Genomic DNA, 22491 nt, shown 5'->3' on the forward strand with positions numbered 1-22491 from the left:
GAATCCCGACCGTGCCGGATGACGTGGCGTGTTCCGTAGGGTGGGCGGCAACCGTGCGCCGTGACGGTCGCTCGTGGCGCCGCGAACCCCGAGGATCCAGGAGCACACGCATGAGTGGAACAGCCCAGATCGGCGTCACCGGACTCGCGGTCATGGGCCGCAACCTCGCCCGTAACTTCGCGCGCAACGGGTTCACGGTCGCCGTGCACAACCGGACGGCCGCCAGGACCCGCGCGCTGGTCGAGGAGTTCGGCACCGAGGGCAGCTTCGTCGCGGCCGAGTCGCCCGAGGATTTCGTGGCCGCCCTGGAGCGGCCTCGCCGGCTCGTCATCATGGTCAAGGCGGGCGAGCCGACCGACGCGGTGATCAAGGAGTTCGCACCGCTCCTCGAAGAGGGCGACGTCATCATCGACGGCGGCAACGCACACTTCGAGGACACCCGCAGGCGCGAGCGCGAACTGCGCGAGCGCGGTATCCACTTCGTGGGCGTCGGTATCTCGGGCGGCGAGGAGGGCGCGCTGCACGGGCCGAGCATCATGCCGGGCGGCTCGGCCGAGTCGTACGACTCACTCGGGCCGCTCCTGGAGCGCATCGCGGCGAAGGCCCCCGACGGCACCCCGTGCGTCACCCACGTGGGCCCGGACGGCGCGGGCCACTTCGTGAAGATGGTGCACAACGGCATCGAGTACGCCGACATGCAGCTCATCGCGGAGGCGTACCACCTGCTGCGTACGGTCGCGGGCTACTCCCCCGCGAAGATCGCCGAGACGTTCCGGGGCTGGAACACCGGCCGCCTGGACTCCTATCTGATCGAGATCACGGCCGAGGTCCTGGCCCATGTCGACGCATCGACGGGGAAGCCGTTCGTCGACGTGGTCGAGGACCGGGCGGAGCAGAAGGGCACCGGACGCTGGACGGTGCAGATCGCGCTCGACCTCGGGGTCCCGGTGTCGGGCATCGCCGAGGCCGTATTCGCCCGCTCCCTCTCGGGCCACGCCGAACTGCGCGATGCGGCCCGCTCGCTGGCCGGGCCGGCCGCCGCGCCGCTGGGCGAGGCCGAGGCGGCGGCCTTCGCCTCGCAGGTGGAGCAGGCGCTGTACGCGTCGAAGATCGTGTCGTACACGCAGGGCTTCCACCAGATCCAGGCGGGCAGCGAGAACTACGACTGGGGCGTCGACCCGGGTGCGGTCGCGGCGATCTGGCGGGCGGGCTGCATCATCCGGGCCGCGTTCCTCGACCGGATCCGCGGCGCCTACGACGCCAAGCCCGACCTGCCCAGCCTGCTCTCGGACAAGCGGTTCGGCGACGAGATCGGGGCGGCACAGGACGACTGGCGCGCGGTGATCGTGGCGGCGGCACGGCAGGGCGTGCCGGTTCCCGGGTTCTCGGCGGCGCTCGCCTACTACGACGCGCTGCGCGCCGAGCGGCTCCCGGCGGCGCTCACGCAGGGCCAGCGCGACTTCTTCGGCGCGCACACCTACCGGCGCACCGACCGCGAGGGCTCGTTCCACACGCTGTGGGGCGGCGACCGGTCCGAGGTGAGCACCGGCTGACCAGCAGATTTGCCGGACCCGGCGCCGTCAGCCGGCCGGCTCGGGCTCCGGCGGACCCGGTACGAGGTCGGGTCCCGGGGGCTGCGGCACGGGGTCCGGCAGACCCGGGTCGGGGTCCGGCTCGGGCGGCCTGGGATCGGGCCCGGGGCCCGGCGGCTGAGGGTCGGGCCCCGGCCCCGGCCCCGGCCCCGGCCCCGGCCCCGGCCTCGGTGGCGTGGGGTCCGGACCCGGTCCTGGTCCGGGCAGCGGGCCCGGCTCCGGGTCGGGCAGCGGCGTGGGCCACGGCGGGACGGGATCCGGGTGCGGGACGGTCATGGTCGGCCTCCTCAGAGTCTGAGTTCAGCTTCACCTGCGCGCCTTCCCGGCGCCCGCCGGTTCAACCCGTCCGGGGCAGAGCCTGTGTCCGGACTCCGGCCGGCTCGTACCGCGGCATCCGGGGCCGGTGTGTGCCAGGCGTCGCAGGCCCGGACGGAGTTCCGACGCCGGCTCTCAGCCCACCACGGCCGCCGCCGCGCGCAGCCCGGGCCGGGGGCTGGACAGCACGGGGACCTCGATCGTGGTCCGTGCGGCGGCGGGGGCCATGGAGGCCTGCGCCAGGACGACGACATCCACATCCGTCAGGGCATCCACCGCGCGGGCGATCTCCGCGAAGTACGCGTCCGCGTCGCCGGATTCGAAGTGCTGCCAGGCGTCCTCGGCGAGCACCGTTCGCAGGGTGAGGGGCCGGTCGCCGGCCTCTTCGCGGATCAGCTCGGCGGTCGGCTCCAGGGTGGAGGCGACCGTCGCCACGACGGCGATCCGGTTGCCGTGCGCCACGGCGGTCGCGGCCATCGGCCGGTCGACCCGGAGCACCGGGACGCCGAGGGAGGCCGCTGCCGCCTCGGCGATGCCGCCGATCGTGGAGCAGGTGCACAGGACCGCGTCCACGCCCTGGGCCACCGCCTCGGCGAGGGCGGCGTGGACGTCTGCGGTCACGGCATCCGGGCCCAACTCCCGTGCCTGGCCGAGCAGTTGCTCGTGCACCAGGTGGCGCAGTTCGAGGTCCGGGGCATCCTCGTCGCGCAGGGCGTCGAAGACCGGGATGTGGGCGGGCGAGGTGTGCAGCAGCGCCAGCATGGTCACCACAGGTCCGGGTTGGCGGCGAGTTGGGCCCGAGCCGCGTCGACCAAGGCGGCCGGGGCGGCGGGGGCCTCGTCCGGGTGGCGTTCGGCCCACTTCGCGGCGTACGGGCAGAGCGGCACGACCGGCACGCCCTCGCGCGCGGCCATGGCGTAGAACTCCCGCACCAGGGCGCCCGCGATGCCCTTGCCCTCGTACGCGGGCTCCACGACGGTGTGCACCGCGACCAGCGCGGCCGGCTCGGCGTCGAGCGTGAAGTAGGCGATGCGGCCCGCCACTTCACCGTCCTCGAAGGCCGCGAGCAGCCCCCGGGAGCGGTCGTCTCGGATCTCTGCCATGGTGCGGGGTCCTCTTCCGTGGTGGCCGGTTCAGTTCGGGGCGGGAATCCGGGCGTGCGGGCTGCGCCGCTGGTCGCTGCCGGGGACGGGCGCCGAGGCGTCGGTGCCGAGCTCGACGATCCGGTTGTCCGCGTCCACGTGCACCACGCTGGGCTTCAGGGCGCGGGCCTCGGCGTCGTCGACCTGGGCGTAGCTGATGAGGATCACCAGGTCGCCGGGGTGCACGAGATGGGCGGCGGCACCGTTGATGCCGATGACGCCGGAGCCCCGCTCGCCCTCGATGACATACGTCTCCAGGCGGTTGCCGTTGTCGATGTCGACGATGTGGACCAGCTCACCGGGCAGCAGGTCCGCCGCCTCCATGAGCTCGGCGTCCACGGTGACCGAGCCCACGTAGTGCAGGTCGGCCTGGGTCACGGTGGCACGGTGGATCTTGGACTTGAACATGGTGCGCAGCACTGCGTCACACTCCTGCCGGACAGAGGGTCGCGGCCCCGGGCGGGGTACGCGCCAACGTCTGACAGGGTACGACTCCGGATCATCGCGCGTGGAGGCGCCCGGCGGTTGGACGCGGTGACCCAGCGGAGTCGACGCCGAGCCCGGCGGTCGACCGCCTCAGTCGAACGTCTCGACCTCGGCCTCGGCCCGTCCCCTGGCCCGGCGGCCGACCACCGCCGCGGCCGCCACCGCGCTGCCGAGGAAGGCGAGTGCGACGGTCCAGGGCTGGTCGAGTACGTGGTCCGTGGCGTGGTCGAGGGAGTAGCGGCCGGCGCCCGCGAGGCCGATCGCGGCGGCGGTGAAGCCGAGGAACGCCGGGTATTCGAAGCCGCCGCCCGCGGCGAAGAAGCCGGCCGGGGCGTGCACGGAGACCGCGCCCGCCATGGCTCCGGCCGCCGCAGCCCCGGCGGCCGGGGTGGCCAGGCCAATGGTCAGCAGGGCGCCGCCGCCCATCTCGCCGAGCCCGGCGGCGATCGCGCTCTGCTTGCCCGGCCGGAAGCCCATCTGTTCCATGGAGGCGGCGGTGCCTTCGAGCCCGGCGCCGCCGAAGCAGCCGAAGAGCTTCTGGGCACCGTGCGCCACCAGAACCGCACCGGTGCCGGCCCGCAGCACGAGCAGTCCGAGGTCGCGTCGGTTGAGGCAGGTCATGACTTCTCCCGGAGCGTGGGGCGATGGGCTCGGGATCCACTCTCCGGGGCGCGGGGTGCCGACCCGCAGCGTTGCTGGGCCGTACGGGTCATGGGTGCGGACGGCACGCCCTTAGCGGCGGGCCTCGCCCTGCGCTATCTCGATCCCGCCGTGCAGATCCGCCGCCGCCTCGATCGCCGAGGCCGCCGAGACGCACAGGCAGCCCAGCAGGACGGCCGCTATGAGGCGGGCTCCGTGCGAGCGGGGCAGTCGGGGCGCGGGGCGGCGGTCGAGCAGGGCCGCGACCCTGCGCGGCACCGGCCCCGCCGTCGCGGCGAGCACCGCGCGGGGGCGGGCCGGACCGGGCGCGGCGGCCCGGGACGCGAGGGCGGCGCGGCCGATCGCGCGGGCGGCTAGCTTGCGGTCGCCAACGGCCCCGGCGGCGCACTCGTCGGCCGACCGCTCCAGGGCGAAGGCGAGGGGCGCGCGCAGCGGACGCAGCGACGGGTGGCAGTGCGCGGCGAGTTCGGCGGCGGCCAGGAACAGGTGGTGGCGGCCGGCCAGGTGGGCCCGCTCGTGGGCGAACAGGGCTTCGCGCTCGGCCGGTTCCAGGGCGCGCAGCATTCCGGTGGTGACGACGATCCGCCCGGGGCGGCCGGGCAGCGCGTAGGCGTCGGGCCTGGGGTCGCGCAGCACGGCGAGCTCACCGGCGCCGGACCCCAACTGACCGCGGGCGGCACGCAGTTCGGCGAGATGGCGCCGCGCGGTGCGCACCAGGGCGACCCCGGACACGGCGACGAGACCGGCCGCGACGGCAGCGGCCGGTATGGCGAGCCAGGCCGGGAGCGCGTCCAGCGGGGCCGTCAGGTTTTCGAGGGAGGCGAAGAAGGGCAACCGGAGCGCCCCGGCCAGCGCGATCAGTCCCAGCGCGGCGGTCGAGCAGGCGGCCAGGCCGGTGGCCGCCATGGCAAGGAGCCAGGCGGCCGGACGGGGCGGCAGCGACTCGGCGAGCCGGCGGGCGGCGGGCACCGCGAGGAACGGCACGAGCAGCGGGATCCACACCGAGAAGATCATCGCCCGTCGCCCCCCGAGTCTTCCAGGAGGGAGCGAAGCAGCTGCTCGTCCTCGTCGCTGAGCTGGGAGACGAACCGGGCGAGCACCGTCGAGCGGTCCTCCTCCTTCGCCAGCTCGGTGTGCATGCGGCGGGCGGTCAGCCCGGGCGCGTCCTCCGTCGGGGTGTACGCGTAGCCGCGCCCGGCGCGCCGACGGGTGACCGCGCCCTTGTCGTGCAGGCGGGTCAGGATCGTGGTCACGGTGGTGCGGGCCAGCCTGCCGCCGAGCGCGGCCTGGACCTCGCCCGGGGTGAGCGGTCCCTCGGCGGCCCAGAGCGCGGCGAGGACACCGGCCTCCAGTTCACCCGCGGGGCGTCGTGCGTCCCCGTGCCCGACGTCTCCCGTGGCCGTCATGGAACACTCCTCCCGCTTCATTCGTCTACAGTGCCGTAGACCGTCTACATCACTGTAGTCAGCCGGGCCGTGCGCATCCGCTGGACGAGCGGCCCGACCACCATTATGGGAGGGTCCACTGACATGGCAGTCGCACCCCTGTTCGCAGCCTCGGCCCCGCAGGCCGTGAACGTCCTCGACGCGGGCTCGCTGCTGTCCGCGTTCGGCGCGCTAGGCATCGCCGTGGTGCTGTTCGCCGAGACCGGCCTGCTGGTCGGCTTCCTCCTGCCGGGCGATTCCCTGCTCTTCACCGCGGGCCTGCTGTGCGTGCCCGGCGGCAACGGACCGGTGTCGCTCTCACTGACGCAGGTCCTGATCTGCTCGGTGGCGGGCGCTCTCGTGGGCGCGCAGGTGGGCTACTGGATCGGCCGCCGCGGCGGCCGCGCCCTGCTGGCCCGCAGCAAGTCCCGCAAGCTGCACGAGGGGGCGGCCCGCGCCGAGGAGCTGCTCGCCAAGTACGGGCACGCGAAGGCGATCGTGCTCGCGCGCTTCGTACCGATCGTCCGCACGGTGCTCAACCCGCTCGCGGGCGTACTAGGCGTACCGGCCCGGGTCTTCGCCCTCTGGCAGATCGCCGGCGGGCTCGTGTGGACCTGCGCGCTGGTGCTCGGCGGCTACGCGCTCGGCTCGTCCGTGCCGAACATCGACCGCTATCTGCTGCCGCTCGTCGCGCTGGTCGTGGCCGTCTCGCTCACCCCCGTCGCCCTGGAGATCCTGCGCGCCCGCCGTGCCCGTACTGCTGCCGAGGACTCGCGCTGATGCATGTGGACGACCAGCGGCTGCGGCCGCCGGTGACCGCTCGATGAGTCCGGCGCGGCGCACGGGCGCGGCGGCCTGCGTGCTGCTCCTCCTGTTTGTGCTGCTCACGGTGCTCGTCGCCGTACGCCACGGGGCGCCGCTGCCGGGCGACGGGGCCCTGCACCGCTGGCCGCTCGACCACCGCCCGCCGATCGCCGTGGCCACCGCCCGTGCCGTCACGGCGACCGGCTCCGGCGCGCTCCCCTACGTCCTGGCCGTCGTCGCGGGTCTGATCGCGGGCCGCGACGACCGACAGCGCCTGTACGCGGCGGCCGGTGCGCTCGCGGTACTCCTCCTCGGCCAGGCGGTGCGGTACGGCCTGATGTCGGCCGTCGCCCGGCCGCGCCCGGCCGCTCTCGACTGGGCGACCACGGCCTCGGGCCACTCCTTCCCCTCGGGTCATGCCACCACGAGCGCGCTCACGGCCGGACTGCTCGTATGGGCGCTCGCGACCCGTACCTCGGCCACCCGCCCCGCGGCCGCCCTGCTGCTGCTCTGGGCGGCCGCCGTCGGACTCTCCCGGATCTACCTCGGAGTGCACTGGGCGAGCGACGTACTGGGCGGCTGGCTCCTCGCCTCCCTCTGGCTCTGCCTCGCGGCCCTGGCCACGGCCCCTCTCGTACGGACGCCTACGGCGGACCCCGCCTCCGAGCCCGAAACGGCCGGCGGGTCAACTCCCTTGATCCGCAATGCGCTTGAGGGATGACCACGAACCCCTCACCAGCAGGCTCCCGTTCACGGGCATCCAGACCTCAGCAGGCGGCCATGCAGATCCCGCAGTAGCGGTCGGCGTTGGTCAAGTCCGGCTTCTGCGGGGTCGCCGCCTCCTGACGGGCGAGACTGCGTCCGCACAGGGTGGTGGGGTCGTCGGTGCTCATCACGTGCCACAGGAGAGCGCTGCGGTCCTCCGCGCCCGCCCGGTCGAGAACCGCTTCCGCTCGCAGTTCGCGCATGGTGTGCTCCCTCCGCCCCGGACCGCGCCGGGGCCGCTTTCCGCTCTGAGTGCCGCGGCCGCCGTTCTTCACGGCCGCGCGGAGCCGGCGCACCCTCGCACCGGCCGACCCGGCCGGGGCCCGCGTCCCTGTTCCGAGCAGACCCCGGGGTCCGCGCGTCCGCCTCCCGGCGCCGCCCGAACCGCCCTGCCGCATCCGGCGTGTTGCACTTGACGGCATACATCGCCGCAGGATGCGACGGTCAGGCCGGATCCGGGCAAAATGCGGAACCCGGCGCCCGATCGAGTGATCACGACCGGGGCACCCGTCAACTGCGCACCTCTCATGCGGCCTTGACACACCTCGGATCAGGCCGCCTTGAAGTAGGCATTCCAGCCGCCCGGGGGCGCCTGCCCCACCTGGAGGGCGCGGAGCCGGTCGAGCACCTTCGGGTCCTGCACATCGAGCCAGTCCGCGAACTGGCGGAACGACACGAGACGTACGTCCTCCTTGCCTGCCATCCCCTTCAGCGCTTCCTCGACGGCATCCATGTAGATGCCGCCGTTCCACTCCTCGAAGTGGTTGCCGATGTAGAAGGGCGCGCGGTTCGTCTCGTACGCGCGCTTGAAGCCCTCCAGATACGAGGCGGTGGCCTGCGCCCGCCAGCCGGGATAGCGCGAGGGCATGCCTTTGGTGGTGTTCTTCGACTGGTTGGCGAGGATGTTGTAGTCCATCGACAGGACCTCGAAGGAGTGCCCGGGGAACGGGATGCCCTGCAGCGGGAAGTCCCATACGCCGTCGCGCTTCTGCGGCCACCTCTGATGGCCGCCGGGAGAGGAGGCGTCGTAACGCCAGCCGCGTTCCTTGGCGGTGGGCAGCAGGTTCTCCTGGCCGAGCAGACACGGGGTGCGGCCGCCGACGAGTTCCTTGTGGTAGTCGAACGGCAGCGGGTCCTCGTCGGTCCAGCCGGTGTTGGTGCGCCATTCGGTGACGAAGGAGACCGCCTGGTCGATCTCGCTGCTCCACTGGGCGGCCGTCCAGTTGGCGACCGATCCGGAGCCGTCGCAGAAGTGGCCGTTGAAGTGCGTGCCGATCTCATGCCCCTCCGACCAGGCCTGCCGGGTGTACTTCAGCGTTTCCTTGAGGTGCGCGTCGGTGAGGTAGCCGATGTCGGAGGCGCCGACGGGGTTGTTCGGCGGCTTGTAGAGGCTCTTCTTCGACTCGGGGAGCAGATAGAGGCCGGACAGGAAGAACGTCATGCCCGCGCCGTGATTTCTGGCCAGTTCGAGGAAGCGCGGGAAGAGCCCGCTGCCGACCTCGCCCGCACCGTCCCAGGAGAAGATCACGAACTGCGGCGGGGTCTGGCCGGGTTCGAGCGGAACGGGCTTGCCGGGCTGGTTCGGCTGCTTGCCGGTGTCCGCCGTCGAACCGTCACCGATCAGCCTGGCCTGCGGCTTTTCCGGATCCGCCGGGCCCGGTCCACGCACCGGCTCACCACGTCGGCCCGAGCCCTCACCCCCTGACGAGCCACACCCGGCAAGCCCCGCCACAGTGACCGCCCCAAGTCCCGCGCCCAGCAATCCCCTTCGACTGATGCCTGGCATGCCTGCTCCCGTCACTCATCCCACGGACCCCTGATGTGTAGACCGGATGGCCCCGAATTAACCCGATATCCATATAAATTGAGTCGCTCGCCACTTCACGCAAGCCCCACGGTCACCACGAGTAACCACCCATCGACCCAGCGTTCTCAAACCGCTCGAAAATGGCTTGAACAGCACCTCCCCGCCCCGGCCGTTTACCCACTTCACCTCTCGCCAGGCAAGCCGATCCCTTCCCCCGTTCACGTCATCTTGACGATAACGAGAAGGGACCCTATCGTCGAACTGACGAAAAGAAAGGGGTCCGGCATGGCCGACATCTCCAGGCGCTTCGGCTGGCGCCATCTGCGTTCCGCGCCCACCTCGCACATCCGGCACCACAAAAACGGCCGTCCCGCCCACGACGGGGTCGGCCTGAGCTTCTGGTTCCAGCCGCTCAGCGCCGCGCTGTCCGAAGTGCCGGTCAACGACCGGGAACTGGCCATGGCCTTCCACGCCCGTACCGCCGACTTCCAGGACGTCACAGTGCAGGCGACCGTGACGTACCGGATCAGCGAGCCGGGCAGCGCCGCCGACCGGCTCGACTTCTCGATCGATCCCGACACCGGGATCTGGCGCGGCGACCCCCTGGACCAGCTGTCGACGCTGCTCACCGAGACGGCTCAGCAGCACGCCCTCGCCGTGCTCGCGCGCACCGAGCTCGCGGCCGCCCTGGCCGACGGTGTCGCCGCCGTACGGGAACGGATGACGACCGGGCTCGCGGCGGAATCCCGGCTGCCCGCGACCGGCATCGAGGTGGTGGCGGTGCGGGTCGTCGCCATCCGCCCCGAGCCGGAGGTGGAGCGTGCGCTGCGCACCCCGGCGCGCGAGCGGATCCAGCAGGAGGCGGACCGGGCGACGTACGAGCGGCGGGCGGTGGCGGTCGAGCGGGAGCGGACCATCGCGGAGAACGAGCTCGCCAGCCGCATCGAACTGGCCCGCCGCGAGGAGCAGTTGGTGGAGCAGCGCGGCACCAACACCCGGCGCGAGGCGGAGGAGGCAGCGGCGGCGGACGCGGTACGCACCGAGGCGGAGGCCGCCCGCACGGTGCGGCTCGCCCAGGCCGAGGCCGAGGCCGCCCGCGCGTCGGGCGAGGCGAAGGCCGGGGCTCAGGCGGCCTGGCTCCGGGTGCACGGCGAGGCGGACGCGGAGACCCTGCGCGCCCTGGCCGCGACCCGGCTGGCCGAGAACCTGCCCCGGATCGACAGCCTCACCCTCTCCCCCGACATGCTCACCACGCTGCTCGACCGGCTCGGCCGGGGTGAGCGGCCGTGAGCCTGGCGCCGCGGGCCGTCCTTGTCCACCGCACCTCGGAGTACGAGGAGTTGCTGGCCCGGCACGGCACGCACGGCCAGGCCGACTTCTTCCTGTCCTCGCGGGGCCGGAGCATCCGCGAGGTGGCCGAGCGGCACCACCGGACGCTGCGGGCGCTGGCCGACGTGGCGGCGGCGATTCCCTCGCAGTGGCGCCAGGCCCGGGTCGAGCGCTCCGACCTCGACCGCTTCCTGTTCGCCCCCGAGGACGTGATCGTGGTGGTCGGCCAGGACGGCCTGGTCGCCAATGCCGCCAAGTACCTGTCGGGGCAGCCGGTGATCGGCGTCGATCCCGAGCCGGGACGCAATCCGGGTGTTCTGGTGCGCCACCGGCCGTCGGCCGCCGCGGCGCTGCTGCCCGCGGCGACATCGCGGGGCTGCGCGGTCGAGGAACTCACCATGGTGGAGGCGCTCACCGACGACAGCCAGCGCCTGCTCGCGCTCAACGAGATCTACCTCGGCGCGCCCGGCCACCAGAGCGCCCGCTACCGCATCGGCCCCGACGACCCGGCCGCCTGCGCCGAGGCGCAGGCTTCCTCCGGTGTGCTGGTCGGCACGGGTACGGGGGCCACCGGCTGGCTGCGCTCGCTGTGGCAGCAGCGCGCGAACGCCCCGGCGCTGCCGGCCCGCGTGGATGCCCGCCTGGTGTGGTTCGTACGTGAGGCCTGGCCGTCGCCCGTGACCGGGACCTCGCTCGTGGACGGGGAGTTGTCCCGGGCCGAGCGGCTCCGGATCACCGTGGAGTCGGACCGCCTGGTCGCGTTCGGGGACGGCATGGAGAGCGATGCGCTGGACCTGACATGGGGCCAGTCGGTGAGCCTCGGCGTCTCGGACACGGCGCTGCGGCTGGTGGGTTGAGAGCCTGTGTCTGCGTTCCGTGCGGATCGGGCAGGGGCTCCGAGCAGCGATCGACCGCGCGTCAGCGGGCCGTGACGGTCGATTGTCAGTGGCGTACGGCATCGTGATGGGTGAGCCCGTACTGCCGAGGGAAGGCTGCCGATGACCGCCACCGCCCTGATGACGTCCCATGAACGCTCCGCCGCCCAGGCCTATCTGCGCCTGTTGAACACGGTGCGCGCCGCCCTCGACTCGCCTGCGGACCGCCCGCTGGGGCCGCTCGCTCTGGAAGGGGTCATCGCCGAGGCGGACGACGCGCTGGCGCGGGCCGGGCTCGCGGGCAATGAGGCCGAGCTGTTCGCGCTCGTCGGCAGCCTGCACACCGGCGGGGCGCCCACACAGGGGAAGCCCCGCCCGTGAACGCGGCGGTAGGGGGTCGCCGCGTCAGCGCTTGTGGCCGACGCCGCCGTACATCGCCACCTCGTCGGGGAGTGTGTCGCCCGCCTCCGGCCGCCAGCGCGAGCACGACACGACGCCGGGTTCGAGCAGGTCGAATCCGTCGAAGAACCGGGCCACCTGCTCCGGGGTGCGCTGCGTCAGCTTCGGCGTGCCGTGCTCGTTCCAGAACGCCACCGCGGCGTCGACGTCGGGCATGGCCGGGCTGGTGATCGTGTGCGAGAACACGAGGTAGCTGCCCGGGGCGAGTTCCTTCATCAGCTCGCGTACGAGCCGCAGCGCCTCGCCTTCGTCGGGGATGAAGATGACGACGCCGAGCAGCATGAGGGCGACCGGCTTGCTCAGGTCGAGGGTCTTCGCCGCGTGTTCCAGGATGGTCGCGGTATCGCGGAGGTCGGCGTCGAGGTAGTCGGTGCGGCCTTCGGGGGTGCTGGTCAGCAGGGCGCGGGCGTGCGCGAGGACCAGCGGGTCGTTGTCGACGTAGACGATGCGGGCGTCGGGCGCGATCCGCTGGGCGACCTCGTGGGTATTGTCGGCGGTGGGCAGTCCGGTGCCGACGTCGAGGAACTGGCGCACCCCCCGGTCGGCCACCAGATGACGCACGGCCCGCCCGAGGAACAGCCGGTCGGCAAGGGCGTAGTCGCCGATGCCCGGGTGCAGCGATCTGATCTGGTCGCCGACCTCGCGGTCGACGGGGTAGTTGTCCTTGCCGCCGAGCCAGTAGTTCCAGATCCGGGCGGTGTGCGGCTGTGCGGTGTTGATGCGGTCACGCACATGGTCGGGCGTCGACGAGGGGGCGGGGTTCTCGGTCACGGGTGTTGTCTCCTGGAGGTGCGGCGCTGCGTCAACGGCCAATCTAGATACTCGTGTTGCGAACTGTCACAGAGAACGTGCCGCGGCGCACAGGCATCTCGGGCAGGCCCGCACCGGCGAGTCCCGGATTCCCGCGTGGGAGGCCCGCCCGGCATGCCGGCGCCCACCGGCGGGTCCCCTCCCCGAAGCATGCACAGCCTCGCCCGGCGGGGGCCACCCCTTCCCCATTCCCCTTTGCCGTCAAAGCAGTTGAAGGTCCGGCCGAAGTACTAGTAGGAAACTTTCCTGTCCTATACGATTCCCGCGGCGGCTTGGCGCGGTGCCCGAACTCCCCCGTGGGCATGACGCGCTCAGCGAGAGCTCTGATCCGGCCGTCGCGACGCTGCTCCCCTGCCCCTCCACAAGGGCGGGGGTGCGGCGCCGCGAGCTCCGGTGTCCAGCTCTCGCCGCCCCCAAGGCAGGGAGTCCAGGTATGCGCCTGAACGCCTCCGCTCCACCCTTCTCGCCACCGCGCCGCCCCACCGTTGGCCTCGCACTGGCCGCCGTCCTCGTCCTCGTCGCCGGTCTGCTGCTCACCTGGCCCGAGCGGGCCGGGGCCGCCGGCGACCCCCTCATCTCCCGCGACAGGCCCGCGACCGCCTCCTCCTCCGAGAGCTCGTCGCTCGGCCCGCAGAACGCCGTCGACGGCTCGGCCACGACCCGCTGGGCCAGCGCCGAGGGCAAGGACCCCCAGTGGATCCAGGTCGACCTCGGCGCCACCGCCGACGTCACCAGAGTCACCCTCACCTGGGAGGCCGCGTACGCCAAGGCGTACCGCGTGGAGCTGTCCGCCGACGGCGCCACCTGGACCCGCCTGGCCGCCGAGACCGCCGGGAACGGAGGCGCGGACGACTGGACCGGCCTGTCCGGCAAGGGCCGTTACATCCGGGTGTACGCCACGGCCCGCGGCACCTCCTACGGCTACTCGCTCTACGACTTCGCGGTGTACGGCACCCTCGGCGGCACCACGCCGCCGACCGGTACCTTCACCGTGGTCGCGGCCGGAGATATCGCGGCCCAGTGCACCGCGTCCGACAGCGCCTGCGCCCACCCCAAGACGGCGGCCCTGGCCCAGAAGATCAACCCGCGCTTCTATCTGACGATGGGCGACAACCAGTACGACGACGCCCGCATCGCCGACTTCCGCGCCTACTACGACAGGACATGGGGCGCGTTCAAGGCGAAGACCCATCCGGTGCCCGGCAACCACGAGACGTACGACCCGGCGGGCACCCTGTCCGGCTACAAGGCGTACTTCGGCGCGATCGCCTACCCGCAGGGCAAGAGCTACTACAGCTACGACGAGGGCAACTGGCACTTCATCGCCCTGGACTCCAACTCCTTCGACCAGACCGCCCAGATCGACTGGCTCAAGTCCGATCTGGCCCGCAACAGCAAGGGCTGCATCGCCGCGTATTGGCACCACCCGCTGTACTCGTCGGGCGGGCACGGCAACGACCCGGTCAGCAAGCCGGTCTGGAAGATCCTGTACGACGCCAAGGCCGACCTCGTCCTCAACGGCCACGACCACCACTACGAGCGGTTCGCCCCGCAGAACCCGGACGGCAGGGCGACCGCCGACGGCATCGTGGAGATCGTCGGCGGCATGGGCGGCGCCGAGCCGTACCCCATCGAGCAGGTCCAGCCCAACAGCCAGAAGCGGATCAGCGGCCAGTACGGCGTCCTGAAGCTCGACCTCGACGACTCCGGCTTCACCTGGAGTTACGTCGGCACCGACGGCCAGGTCAAGGACTCCGCCCCGAACTACACCTGCCACTGATGTACCTGGCGACCACCGGTCGCCGGGACGCGCCGCCTCCGTCCGCCACCGGCGGGCCCGGGCGGCGCGTCCCCGCCACCGTCCTCGCGCTCGGCACGGTCAGCCTCGTCACCGATGTGTCATCGGAGATGGTGACGGCGGTCCTGCCGCTCTACCTCGTGGTCGGCCTCGGCCTCTCCCCCCTCCAATTCGGCTTTCTGGACGGCCTGTTCAACGGTGCGGCCGCCGTCGTACGCCTGCTCGGCGGGCATGCCGCCGACCGCGGCGGGCGCCACAAACGCGTCGCCGGGCTCGGCTACGCCCTCTCCGCCTGCTCCCGCCTCGGCCTGCTCCTCGCGGGCGGCGCCACCGGCCAGATCGCCGCGGCGCTCGCCGTCGACCGCGTGGGCAAGGGCATCCGCACCGCGCCCCGCGACGCGCTGATCGCCCTGAGCAGCCCGCCGCACCTGCTCGGCCGCGCCTTCGGCGTGCACCGCGCGATGGACACCACGGGAGCGCTGCTCGGTCCGCTCGCCGCGGTCGCCCTGATGTGGGCGACGGCGGACGCCTATGACGCGGTGTTCGTCGTCAGCTTCTGCACGGGCCTGCTCGGCGTCCTCCTGCTCGTCCTGTACGTACCGGGCCGGGCCACGCCGTCGAAAAGATCAACTCCTCGACGAATCAACCCACTTGGAGCCCTGCACAGCGCGGCCTTCCGGCGGATTCTGTACGCAACGGCGCTGCTGGGCGCGGCGACCGTCGGGGACTCCTTCGTCTATCTGCTGCTGCAGCGCGGCCTCGACATCCCGGTCGGGTGGTTCCCGCTGTTGCCGCTCGGGTCCGCGGCGGCGTATCTGCTGCTCGCGATCCCGGCGGGCCACATCGCGGACCGTGTCGGGCGCCGGCTGCCGTTCCTGTACGGCCATGTCGCGCTGCTCGGCGTGTACGCGCTGCTGCTCGTGCCGGCCGGCGGACCCGTCCTCGCGCTCGTCACGCCCGTCCTGATCCTGCTCGGGGTCTTCTACGCGGCGACGGACGGCGTGCTCATGGCGCTGGCCACCCCGGCGCTGCCGGACGGCGGCCGGGCCGGGGGGCTCGCCCTGCTCCAGACCGCGCAAGCGCTCACCCGGCTCCTGGGCACGGCGGGGTTCGGTGCCGCCTGGACGGTATGGGGGCCGGGCCCCGCGCTGTGGGCGGCGGCCGCCGCGCTGCTCGTGTCCCTCGCGGGCGGCTGGGCCCTGCTGCCCGGCACACCGACCGCCGATCCGGAAAGGCCCACCGCATGAGCCCCCGCGCGAAACTCGCCGTCCTGGTCGTCGCCGTCCTGCTGCTCGCCACCGGCTCGCTCGGCTATGTACTGCACTCGGCGCACCGAGGCCCCCAACAGGCCGCCGCCGACGGCTCGTTCACCTTGGACGGGCCGGGCCTCTACTTCCGGGACACGGCCACCGGCCGCATCGCCCGCCGACCGCTCGGCGCGCCAGGCGGCGCCCGCACCGGCGGCGGTCCCGTGTGCGAGCGGTTCTACGCCGCCGCGAACACCGCGGTATGCCTGCGGCGGGAGCCCGGGGTGCCTCCGCGCGCGTACGCCGTCGTCCTCGACCGGCGATTGCGCGAGGTACGCCGCATCGCCGTGCCCGGCATCCCCAACCGGGCCCGGGTCTCCGCCTCGGGACGGATGCTCTCGTGGACCGTGTTCGCGGTCGGCGACTCGTACGCCACCACCGCCTTCTCCACCCGTACCTCGATCCTGGACCTGCGCACCGGCTATCTCATCAAGTCGATGGAGGAGATCCCGCTCACCCTCGACGGTGCCCGCTATCACGCGCCCGACGTCAACTACTGGGGTGTGACGTTCGCACGCGACGACAACCGGTTCTACGCGACCGTCTCGACGAAGGGGCGGACGTATCTCGTGGAGGGCAATATGGCGGACTGGTCCGCCAAGTCCCTGCGGGAGAACGCCGAATGCCCCTCACTCTCCCCCGACGACACCCGCATCGCCTTCAAGAAGCGGATCTCGGCCGACCCCGCCGCACCGTGGCGGCTGTACGTCCTCGATCTCGCGACACTGAGTGAACACCCCCTGGCCGAGCGCCACAGCGTCGACGACCAGGCGGCATGGCTGGACGACCGTACGGTGGCGTACGCACTGCCTGGCGGTGCAGGCCGCGCGAGCGATGTGTGGACCGTGGCGGCCGACGGCAGCGGCGCCCCCCAACTCACTGCGGAGGGCGCCTCATCTCCCGTCGCGATGCGCTGAGCTACTGCCCGAGGCGCGCCGGTATCTCCTGCCAGCCGAAGGCGATGAAGGACGGGACCTGCTTCAACTCCTCTGCCTTTACCGCGAGTTCGAGGTCGGGGAAGCGGTCGAAGAGGGCCGGGAGGGCGGTGAGGGCTTCCATCCGGGCGAGCGGGGCACCGATGCAGCGGTGCACGCCGATGCCGAAGGCGAGGTGGTCGTCGGCGCCCCGGGCGGCATCGAAGGTGTCCGCGTCGGCTCCGAAGTGCGCCGGGTCGAGGCCCGCGGCCGCGTACGTCGTGATGATCGCGTCACCTGCGGGGACGGTGACGCCGTCGACCGTGATGTCGCTGATCGCGAACCGCAGCGGGAGATTGGCGATCGAGGGGTGGGCGCGGAGGGTCTCGTCGACGACGGCGTCCCAGCCGATCGCACCCGAGCGGACGGCCGCCAACTGCTCAGGGGCGTCCAGGAGCGCGACGATGGCATTGCCGATGAGGTTGACGGTGGTCTCGAACCCGGCGCCGATGACCAGGAGCAGCGTATGGACGAGTTCCTCGGCACTCAGCCGGTCGCCGTCCTCGTTGCGCACCTTGATGAGTTCCGTCGTCATGTCGTCGCCGGGCCGCTCGGTCTTGTAGGCCACGAGGGCGGGGAGCACGGTGGCGATCTGCTCCTGCACGAACGCGGCGTGCTGCGGGCTCGGGTCGGAGGTGTCCATGATGGCGGCGATCAGCGCCCCGGTGGACTCGGTCAAGTGGTCCGGCACGCCGAAGAGTTCGCAGATGAGGCGCATCGGCAGCGGGTGGGCGTACCCCGACTTGAGGTCGACGGGCCCGCCGGACGCGGCGGCCTCGCCGAGGCCGTCTAGGAGTTCGGCGGTGATCGCCTCGACCCGGCCGCGCATCGCCTCGGTGCGTCGCGCCGTGAAGCTGGGCGCGACGAGCCTGCGCAGCCGGGTGTGGTCGGGCCCGTAGGAGGACAGCATGTTGATCACACCGACCCAGCCCAGGATCCAGCCCCACTCCGGGTGTTGGCCCAGCTCCGGAAAGAGCGCCCAGTGCCGGCGCGGGTCCTTGCTGACCCGGGGGTCGAGGATCAGGTTCTTGAGGGTGTCGTAGCCGGTGGGCGCCCAGGCGGGGATACCGCCCGGTAAGGTGACCGGAACGATCGCCCCGAGCGCGCGCAGGCGGGCGCTCTCGGCGGCTATGTCCGCCCCGAACGGGTCGAGGGGCACACGGGTGGGCACGGTCGTCATCCTCGGTCACTCCTGACTATGTGGGTGATGAACCTGCCCAGTACACAGCGCTGTTGACCGCTCCAGCGCGCTTCCTGAGCGAGTCATGATCAAGTTAGCGAATCTCCCTGGCCTTTCCCCCGCGTCTTCACACCCTCCTCCAGTGCGTCCGCGACCTGGCCGAACCAGGCGGCGTGGGCGCGGGCGCTGCACGGGGATTCGGGGTTCCAGGCCAGGATGCGCGACCCGGCCTCCAGGGCGCGCCACGCGGCGTCGGACCGCAGCTCGCCGAGCGGGGCCGCGTTCGACCGGACATCGACGAGGACTATGTCGGGCCGTAGTTCGGCCGCCGCCGGCCACCCGGCCGTGAACCAGTTGGCGCCCGCTCCCTCCCCCGGTTCGATGAGATCCACGCCGTACTCCGCGAGGGCCCGCAGCTCGGGCCAGGCCTGCGGGCGCGCCAGGTGCACCTCGTCCGGACTCGCCGGGGAGAGGGCGAGGACGCGCGGCCGGGGCGTGCGCGCGGCGGCCGCACGCAGGCGGCTCTCGGCGGCGAGCAGAGCGGCGGCATCCTCCTGCGGACCTCCCAACGACTGTGCCAGGTCGGCGAATCGGCCCCGTATTCGGGCCGGCGTGTGCGCCTGGCCCACGTCCAGGACGACCACCGGGACCCGCTCCTCCAGGTGCTTGGCCGTCTCGGGGTCGAGCCCGTACACCTGGCCGCCGCCGTAGCTGACGGCGACGACGAGGTCCGGCCCCGGGGCGAGCAGGGCCTCCACACCCAGGTCCGCTCCCGCCCCCAGGTAGCCGACCTCGTCCAGCGGCAGCGCGCCGGACTTGGCCGGGTCGGGTTCCGGGCCGTCGTGGAAGGACCCGAACACCGCGAGGGGGCGTATCCCCAGGTCCTCCAGTGTCGCGCCGGCCTGGATGTAGGCCACCACGCGGGACGGAGGTGCTGCCGCCGCCGACATCTGTCCACGGTCGTCCGAGAATCGCCAGGCCGTCTGCTCCATGACGTCATCAGCCCCCAATGCGGTCGCGTTGCCGGCTCGTGCGAAGCCGGTTCCCCGCTTGACTGCCCAACGCATGGGATCGTCACGCCAGTTCCCGCTCCGGGCCGCCAACTGCCGCTCGGGCCAGGCTTCCTGTACCGAGGGCCACGCGTGCGGGGTGCGCCGTTTCCGCCGCGTGCCACCGCATCCGTCATGTCGACGCACGGCCCGGCGGGGGTCACCACAATCCCCGCGCTGTACTGCGAGAACCCGCCCGGACAGCACCTGCGCGGCGGAACCGCCCGGCACGGCCGTTTCGAGCCGTACGGCAAGGATGTGGGCGACGGCGGGCCCGGCGGCTTCTAGTCTGCGAGGCCATGAACACGACACGCCTCGTGGGTCTCGGCCTCGCCGCGGCCCTTACATGCGCCGGCGCCCTGTTGTTCAGCGTGGACACTCCGGCGAACGCCGACACGGCCGACCTGACGTTCAGCACCGACCGGGACGCGGTCACCCCCGGCTCCACCGTGGACCTGACGATGACGCTCACCAACACACAGTCGACGGAGATCCGGTTCGTCTACCAGTCGATCCAGCCGACCTGGGACACCAGCAGCCAGGCGGGCCTCAACTACGCCCTTGTCTCGTGCGAGACGGCGGGCACCGACTGCAAGGACACCGCCAAACTGGGCCTCAACTACGAGGTCCCGCTGGCTCCCGGGGCGAGCCGCACGGTGACCCTGACGTACCGCATCGCCGCGGACTCCGCCTGTGGGCGCGGCCTGGGCTTCTCCTCGTACCTCTACTACGAGTACGGCAGCGGCCTGTTCTCCACGAGCGACACCTACAGCACCCCGGACATCCGGGTGGACTGCCCGCCCGCGCACTCCTGAGCCGTGCCCTCGCACGGCTGTGGCCCCGGCATCGGCACCGGGGCCACGACCCTTGCCTGTGCGCTAGCTGTATTGACTCGCAGGGTTGTTGACGCGGGTGATGGGCGGGTGTCCGTCGAGTGCGGTGTGGCAGCGGTGGTGGTTGTAGGTGTGGAGGAAGTCTGTCAGGGCCGCTGTCCGCTCGTCGTTTGAGGTGTAGGGCCGCAGGTAGGCCCACTCGTCCAGCAGGGTGCGGTTGAAGCGTTCGACCTTGCCGTTGGTCTGCGGCCGGTAAGCGCGCGTGAGTTTGCCGGTCGCGCCGAGGTCGGTAAGGACGGCTTTCCAGGCCAGGCCCTTGCGGTAGGCCCACGCATTGTCCGTCAGGACCCGCTCGATGCGGGGGATGCCCTGGCTGTGGAAGAACGCGGCCGCGCGGGTGAGGAAGCCCGCGCAGGTCGCGACCTTCTCGTCAGGGTGGACCTCGCTGTAGGCCAGGCGGGAGTGGTCGTCGACGGCGGAGTGGATGTAGTCGAAGCCCATGGCGGAGCGGGTTGCCCGGCCGGCCTGACGGCCCAGGGTCTTGTGGCCGCCGTCGGGGATCCGGCCGAGTTTCTTGACGTCGACGTGGATCAGCTCGCCTGGGCGGTCGCGTTCGTAGCGGCGGATCACGGTGCCGGTCGGGCGGTCGAGCCAGGAAAGCCGGTTCAGCCGGTGGCGGGTGAGGATCCGGTGCACAGTGGATGCGGGCAGTCCCACGATCGGGCCGATCCGGGCGGGCCCGAGCTTGCGGGTCCGCCGCAGGCCACAGACCCGCTCTTCCAGTGCGGCCGGTGTCCGGTGCGGGGTTGTGGCCGGTCTGCTGGGCCGGTCGGCCAGGCCCGCGTCGCCTTCGGTCTTCCAACGTCGGACCCATTTGTGGGCTGTGGGCCGGGATATGCCCATCTCGGCCGCCACATGCGCGACAGGACGGCCGGAACGGACACGTTCGACCAGCAGCCGCCTGCCGTGCATGGTCAGGCGGGCATTACGGTGGGACACGAAGACCTCCGTGCGTGGTGTGGAGCCTAGACACCTCCACCACACCGGAGGTCTTCGCCATGATCAAGACCAACCAGCGTTAACAACGCTCGTGATCAATACAGCTAGCGCGTGGCGCCGCGGAAGCGTCGGTAGAGGACGCCGCCTCCCAGGAGCAGCGCGGCCGACGCGGGGATCGCGAGGCCGATGCCGTCGGCGCCGGTGTGAGCCAGCGTGGCGCCCTGCGCCACGGGGAGCGCGGGGGCGGCCCGCACCGGGGCGGGCCGCAGGTGGACGGGAGGCGCGGCCGGGTGGTGGCGAACCGGCGTGGAGTGGTTCACCGAGGTGTTTCCCACGGACGGGTTCAGCGCGCCGACGACGCTGACCGAGTTCCCGGAGACGTTCACCGGGAGATCAACGGGGAGCTGGAGGCCGTTGCCCGAGAGCACCCCGGGCGAATCCTTTCCTCGACCCGACGCGGAGGCTCCGCCGGTGCTGCCGGTGTGGCCGGAGTGCTCGGAACCCGCCTTGGCGCCGTGGTGGGCGCCCGAGGCGTTGACGCACGTGTTGCCCGCGCTGGGGTTGAGCAGCCCGAGCACGTCGACGGTGTTCCCGCACACGTTGACCGGGACGTTCACCGGAAGCTGCACGGAATTGCCCGCCAGCACGCCCGGGGAGGAGTCAGCGCTGCCGCCCGCGTTGGAGTCCGCGTAGGCGTAGCCGGTAGCGGCCAGCACACCGCCCGTGGCCACCACCGTGACCAGGCCTTTCATGGCGACCCGTCTCATTGGTTTCCTGCCTTCCGGAGGTTGTCACGGGCCACTCGCCCGCACCGCCATCAACTCCGGAGAGGCCTGATGGGTTATGCCTAATACGCCTTTCACCCCATCGAGTGGCCTGATTATCGATTTGAGTCAACTACGTAATGTTTGGTGGTTTATGTACCCTTATATACGCCCGCGACAAGGAGCCGCACACCTGGTCGAATGGGCCCGGGGGCGGCCCCCGACCCGTGTCCGCCCCATGGCAGGATCGACGACCGGAGGTCGGTGGGGAGTCCCTGGCCGGAGCGGGTCTGGGGGTTGTTGGTGAGCGTGGACGCGGAAGCCCGGATGCGGGCTGCGGGGCCGGAACCGGCCCTCGCCGGAGTTCGGCGGCCTGTCGCCGCCCCGGCGCTCCGACCGCTCGGCCGAGCCGAACGCAGCCTCAAGAGCTTCGTACGTTTCCTCGGACGAAACCTGCTCCGCGAGTTCCGCTCCATCGTCACCGAGCCGGTACGCGAGCTCGTGCGGCGCGGTCTGTCCGGCATTCTCATCGCGATCCTGGCATCCGCCGCGGTGCTCTCGCTGCACGCGGTGGACCAGTACCGCACCGGCGCGGTACTGGTGCGGTTCGTCTCGCACGTCCGGGGCGACATCCCGATCCCGCTCGTGCTGCTGCGTACGCCGCTCTCGCTGTTCGTCCCGGCCCGCGACATGCCCGCCCTGCCGGGCATCCCCGTGCTGTTCCTCGGATTCGCACTGGCCCAGCTGGTGCTGGGGCGCAGGCGGACCCTGATGGTGGCGTACGCCGTGTCGCTCGCGGGCACGCTCAGCGCCCGCGTCATGATCGCGGTGGGGCCCCAGTGGTGGGGGCTGCCGCCCGAGGCCGCCCATGTCGTCGACACCGGGGCCTCCGCCGCCGTGGTGGGCCTTTTCGCCCACATCGCCACGGTGAAGCGGGCGCCCGTCCTGTTCTTCTTCGCGGTCACCCCGACCGTGATCAGATCCTTCGAGAAGCCGAATCTGGCAGGACGCGAACACATCGTCGCCATCACGTTCGCCGTGGTCCTCGGCCTCCTCGCCACCCGCAGGCCCAGGAAGAGAGCACCCATCGGCACGGCTCGTCCGGCCTGAGGCCGGGAC

At 72.1% G+C, this 22491-nt stretch carries 25 protein-coding genes; 12 read left to right on the forward strand and 13 right to left on the reverse strand.

What is annotated here, in order from left to right:
- The first annotated feature begins 110 nt into the window (after positions 1-110).
- Positions 111-1553, forward strand: coding sequence for an NADP-dependent phosphogluconate dehydrogenase (gndA, locus tag ACSHXC_RS03400; protein ID WP_438290088.1), 1443 nt, complete (start codon positions 111-113; stop codon positions 1551-1553).
- Between the two features lie 489 nt (positions 1554-2042).
- Here gndA and ACSHXC_RS03405 read toward each other — a convergent pair whose 3' ends face one another.
- The 6 genes from ACSHXC_RS03405 to ACSHXC_RS03430 form a co-directional block, all read right to left on the reverse strand.
- Positions 2043-2669 (reverse strand): aspartate/glutamate racemase family protein, encoded by a 627-nt coding sequence (locus ACSHXC_RS03405; protein ID WP_438296414.1) that lies wholly within the window; start codon positions 2667-2669, stop codon positions 2043-2045.
- Positions 2670-2671: 2 nt separating this feature from the next.
- On the reverse strand, positions 2672-3010 hold the full coding sequence (locus ACSHXC_RS03410; RefSeq protein ID WP_438290089.1) for a GNAT family N-acetyltransferase: 339 nt from the start codon (positions 3008-3010) through the stop codon (positions 2672-2674).
- A 30-nt stretch (positions 3011-3040) separates the two neighbouring features.
- Positions 3041-3469, reverse strand: coding sequence for an aspartate 1-decarboxylase (panD, locus tag ACSHXC_RS03415; protein WP_438290090.1), 429 nt, complete (start codon positions 3467-3469; stop codon positions 3041-3043).
- Positions 3470-3625: 156 nt separating this feature from the next.
- Entirely contained in the window at positions 3626-4156 is a 531-nt protein-coding gene (locus ACSHXC_RS03420; protein WP_438290091.1) for a DoxX family protein, read from the reverse strand.
- 111 nt (positions 4157-4267) lie between these two features.
- The gene (locus ACSHXC_RS03425; RefSeq protein ID WP_438290092.1) at positions 4268-5209 is read right to left on the reverse strand and encodes a M56 family metallopeptidase; all 942 of its coding nucleotides are present in this window, start codon (positions 5207-5209) and stop codon (positions 4268-4270) included.
- Positions 5206-5601 (reverse strand): BlaI/MecI/CopY family transcriptional regulator, encoded by a 396-nt coding sequence (locus ACSHXC_RS03430; protein ID WP_438290093.1) that lies wholly within the window; start codon positions 5599-5601, stop codon positions 5206-5208. The genes ACSHXC_RS03425 and ACSHXC_RS03430 overlap by 4 nt, the downstream gene beginning before the upstream one ends.
- A 123-nt stretch (positions 5602-5724) precedes the next feature.
- On the opposite strand from ACSHXC_RS03430, the gene ACSHXC_RS03435 reads away from it, so the two are divergent.
- Positions 5725-6399 carry a DedA family protein gene (locus ACSHXC_RS03435; protein ID WP_438290094.1) on the forward strand — a complete coding sequence of 225 codons (675 nt, stop codon included), beginning with the start codon at positions 5725-5727 and terminating at the stop codon, positions 6397-6399.
- Between the two features lie 43 nt (positions 6400-6442).
- Positions 6443-7144, forward strand: a complete 702-nt coding sequence (locus tag ACSHXC_RS03440; RefSeq protein ID WP_438290095.1) for a phosphatase PAP2 family protein — start codon at positions 6443-6445, stop codon at positions 7142-7144.
- A 46-nt stretch (positions 7145-7190) separates the two neighbouring features.
- Here ACSHXC_RS03440 and ACSHXC_RS03445 read toward each other — a convergent pair whose 3' ends face one another.
- Both ACSHXC_RS03445 and ACSHXC_RS03450 read right to left on the reverse strand, forming a co-directional pair.
- Positions 7191-7391, reverse strand: a complete 201-nt coding sequence (locus ACSHXC_RS03445; protein WP_386151567.1) for a hypothetical protein — start codon at positions 7389-7391, stop codon at positions 7191-7193.
- A gap of 347 nt (positions 7392-7738) precedes the next feature.
- Positions 7739-8974, reverse strand: coding sequence for a hypothetical protein (locus ACSHXC_RS03450; protein WP_438290096.1), 1236 nt, complete (start codon positions 8972-8974; stop codon positions 7739-7741).
- A 306-nt stretch (positions 8975-9280) separates the two neighbouring features.
- Between ACSHXC_RS03450 and ACSHXC_RS03455 the strand changes: the two genes are divergently transcribed.
- From ACSHXC_RS03455 to ACSHXC_RS03465, 3 genes are all read left to right on the forward strand, one after another.
- Positions 9281-10285, forward strand: coding sequence for an SPFH domain-containing protein (locus ACSHXC_RS03455; RefSeq protein WP_438290097.1), 1005 nt, complete (start codon positions 9281-9283; stop codon positions 10283-10285).
- Entirely contained in the window at positions 10282-11181 is a 900-nt protein-coding gene (locus ACSHXC_RS03460) for a hypothetical protein (protein ID WP_438290098.1), read from the forward strand. The genes ACSHXC_RS03455 and ACSHXC_RS03460 overlap by 4 nt, the downstream gene beginning before the upstream one ends.
- A 141-nt stretch (positions 11182-11322) precedes the next feature.
- Complete coding sequence (locus ACSHXC_RS03465) at positions 11323-11580, forward strand: hypothetical protein (protein WP_438290099.1); 258 nt, start codon at positions 11323-11325, stop codon at positions 11578-11580.
- Positions 11581-11604: 24 nt separating this feature from the next.
- Here ACSHXC_RS03465 and ACSHXC_RS03470 read toward each other — a convergent pair whose 3' ends face one another.
- Entirely contained in the window at positions 11605-12429 is an 825-nt protein-coding gene (locus ACSHXC_RS03470) for an SAM-dependent methyltransferase (protein ID WP_438290100.1), read from the reverse strand.
- A gap of 472 nt (positions 12430-12901) precedes the next feature.
- On the opposite strand from ACSHXC_RS03470, the gene ACSHXC_RS03475 reads away from it, so the two are divergent.
- The 3 genes from ACSHXC_RS03475 to ACSHXC_RS03485 are packed head-to-tail and all read left to right on the forward strand — an operon-like array spanning position 12902 to position 16490.
- The gene (locus ACSHXC_RS03475; protein ID WP_438290101.1) at positions 12902-14248 is read left to right on the forward strand and encodes a discoidin domain-containing protein; all 1347 of its coding nucleotides are present in this window, start codon (positions 12902-12904) and stop codon (positions 14246-14248) included.
- A complete protein-coding gene (locus ACSHXC_RS03480; protein WP_438290102.1) occupies positions 14248-15513 on the forward strand; it encodes an MFS transporter in 1266 nt (421 codons plus the stop codon). Before ACSHXC_RS03475 ends, ACSHXC_RS03480 begins: the two co-directional genes overlap by 1 nt.
- On the forward strand, positions 15510-16490 hold the full coding sequence (locus ACSHXC_RS03485; RefSeq protein WP_438290103.1) for a TolB family protein: 981 nt from the start codon (positions 15510-15512) through the stop codon (positions 16488-16490). The genes ACSHXC_RS03480 and ACSHXC_RS03485 overlap by 4 nt, the downstream gene beginning before the upstream one ends.
- A gap of 1 nt (position 16491) precedes the next feature.
- Here the strand turns inward: ACSHXC_RS03485 and ACSHXC_RS03490 are convergent, their stop codons facing one another.
- Both ACSHXC_RS03490 and ACSHXC_RS03495 read right to left on the reverse strand, forming a co-directional pair.
- Positions 16492-17727 (reverse strand): cytochrome P450 family protein, encoded by a 1236-nt coding sequence (locus tag ACSHXC_RS03490; RefSeq protein WP_438290104.1) that lies wholly within the window; start codon positions 17725-17727, stop codon positions 16492-16494.
- Positions 17728-17816: 89 nt separating this feature from the next.
- Positions 17817-18719 carry an ABC transporter substrate-binding protein gene (locus tag ACSHXC_RS03495; protein WP_438290105.1) on the reverse strand — a complete coding sequence of 301 codons (903 nt, stop codon included), beginning with the start codon at positions 18717-18719 and terminating at the stop codon, positions 17817-17819.
- Between the two features lie 192 nt (positions 18720-18911).
- Here ACSHXC_RS03495 and ACSHXC_RS03500 point away from each other — a divergent pair, with 192 nt between their 5' ends.
- Together ACSHXC_RS03500 and ACSHXC_RS03505 are read left to right on the forward strand one after the other, a co-directional pair.
- Positions 18912-19064 carry a hypothetical protein gene (locus tag ACSHXC_RS03500; protein WP_438290106.1) on the forward strand — a complete coding sequence of 51 codons (153 nt, stop codon included), beginning with the start codon at positions 18912-18914 and terminating at the stop codon, positions 19062-19064.
- An 11-nt stretch (positions 19065-19075) separates the two neighbouring features.
- On the forward strand, positions 19076-19591 hold the full coding sequence (locus tag ACSHXC_RS03505) for a hypothetical protein (protein ID WP_438290107.1): 516 nt from the start codon (positions 19076-19078) through the stop codon (positions 19589-19591).
- Positions 19592-19654: 63 nt separating this feature from the next.
- Here the strand turns inward: ACSHXC_RS03505 and ACSHXC_RS03510 are convergent, their stop codons facing one another.
- Positions 19655-20608 (reverse strand): IS481 family transposase, encoded by a 954-nt coding sequence (locus tag ACSHXC_RS03510; RefSeq protein WP_438290108.1) that lies wholly within the window; start codon positions 20606-20608, stop codon positions 19655-19657.
- 104 nt (positions 20609-20712) lie between these two features.
- Positions 20713-21375, reverse strand: coding sequence for a chaplin (locus ACSHXC_RS03515; protein ID WP_438290109.1), 663 nt, complete (start codon positions 21373-21375; stop codon positions 20713-20715).
- A 300-nt stretch (positions 21376-21675) separates the two neighbouring features.
- Here ACSHXC_RS03515 and ACSHXC_RS03520 point away from each other — a divergent pair, with 300 nt between their 5' ends.
- Positions 21676-22482 carry a hypothetical protein gene (locus ACSHXC_RS03520; protein ID WP_438290110.1) on the forward strand — a complete coding sequence of 269 codons (807 nt, stop codon included), beginning with the start codon at positions 21676-21678 and terminating at the stop codon, positions 22480-22482.
- Positions 22483-22491: the final 9 nt, after the last annotated feature.

Source organism: Streptomyces sp. HUAS TT7, from assembly GCF_051550175.1.
Classification (GTDB): Bacteria; Actinomycetota; Actinomycetes; order Streptomycetales; family Streptomycetaceae; genus Streptomyces.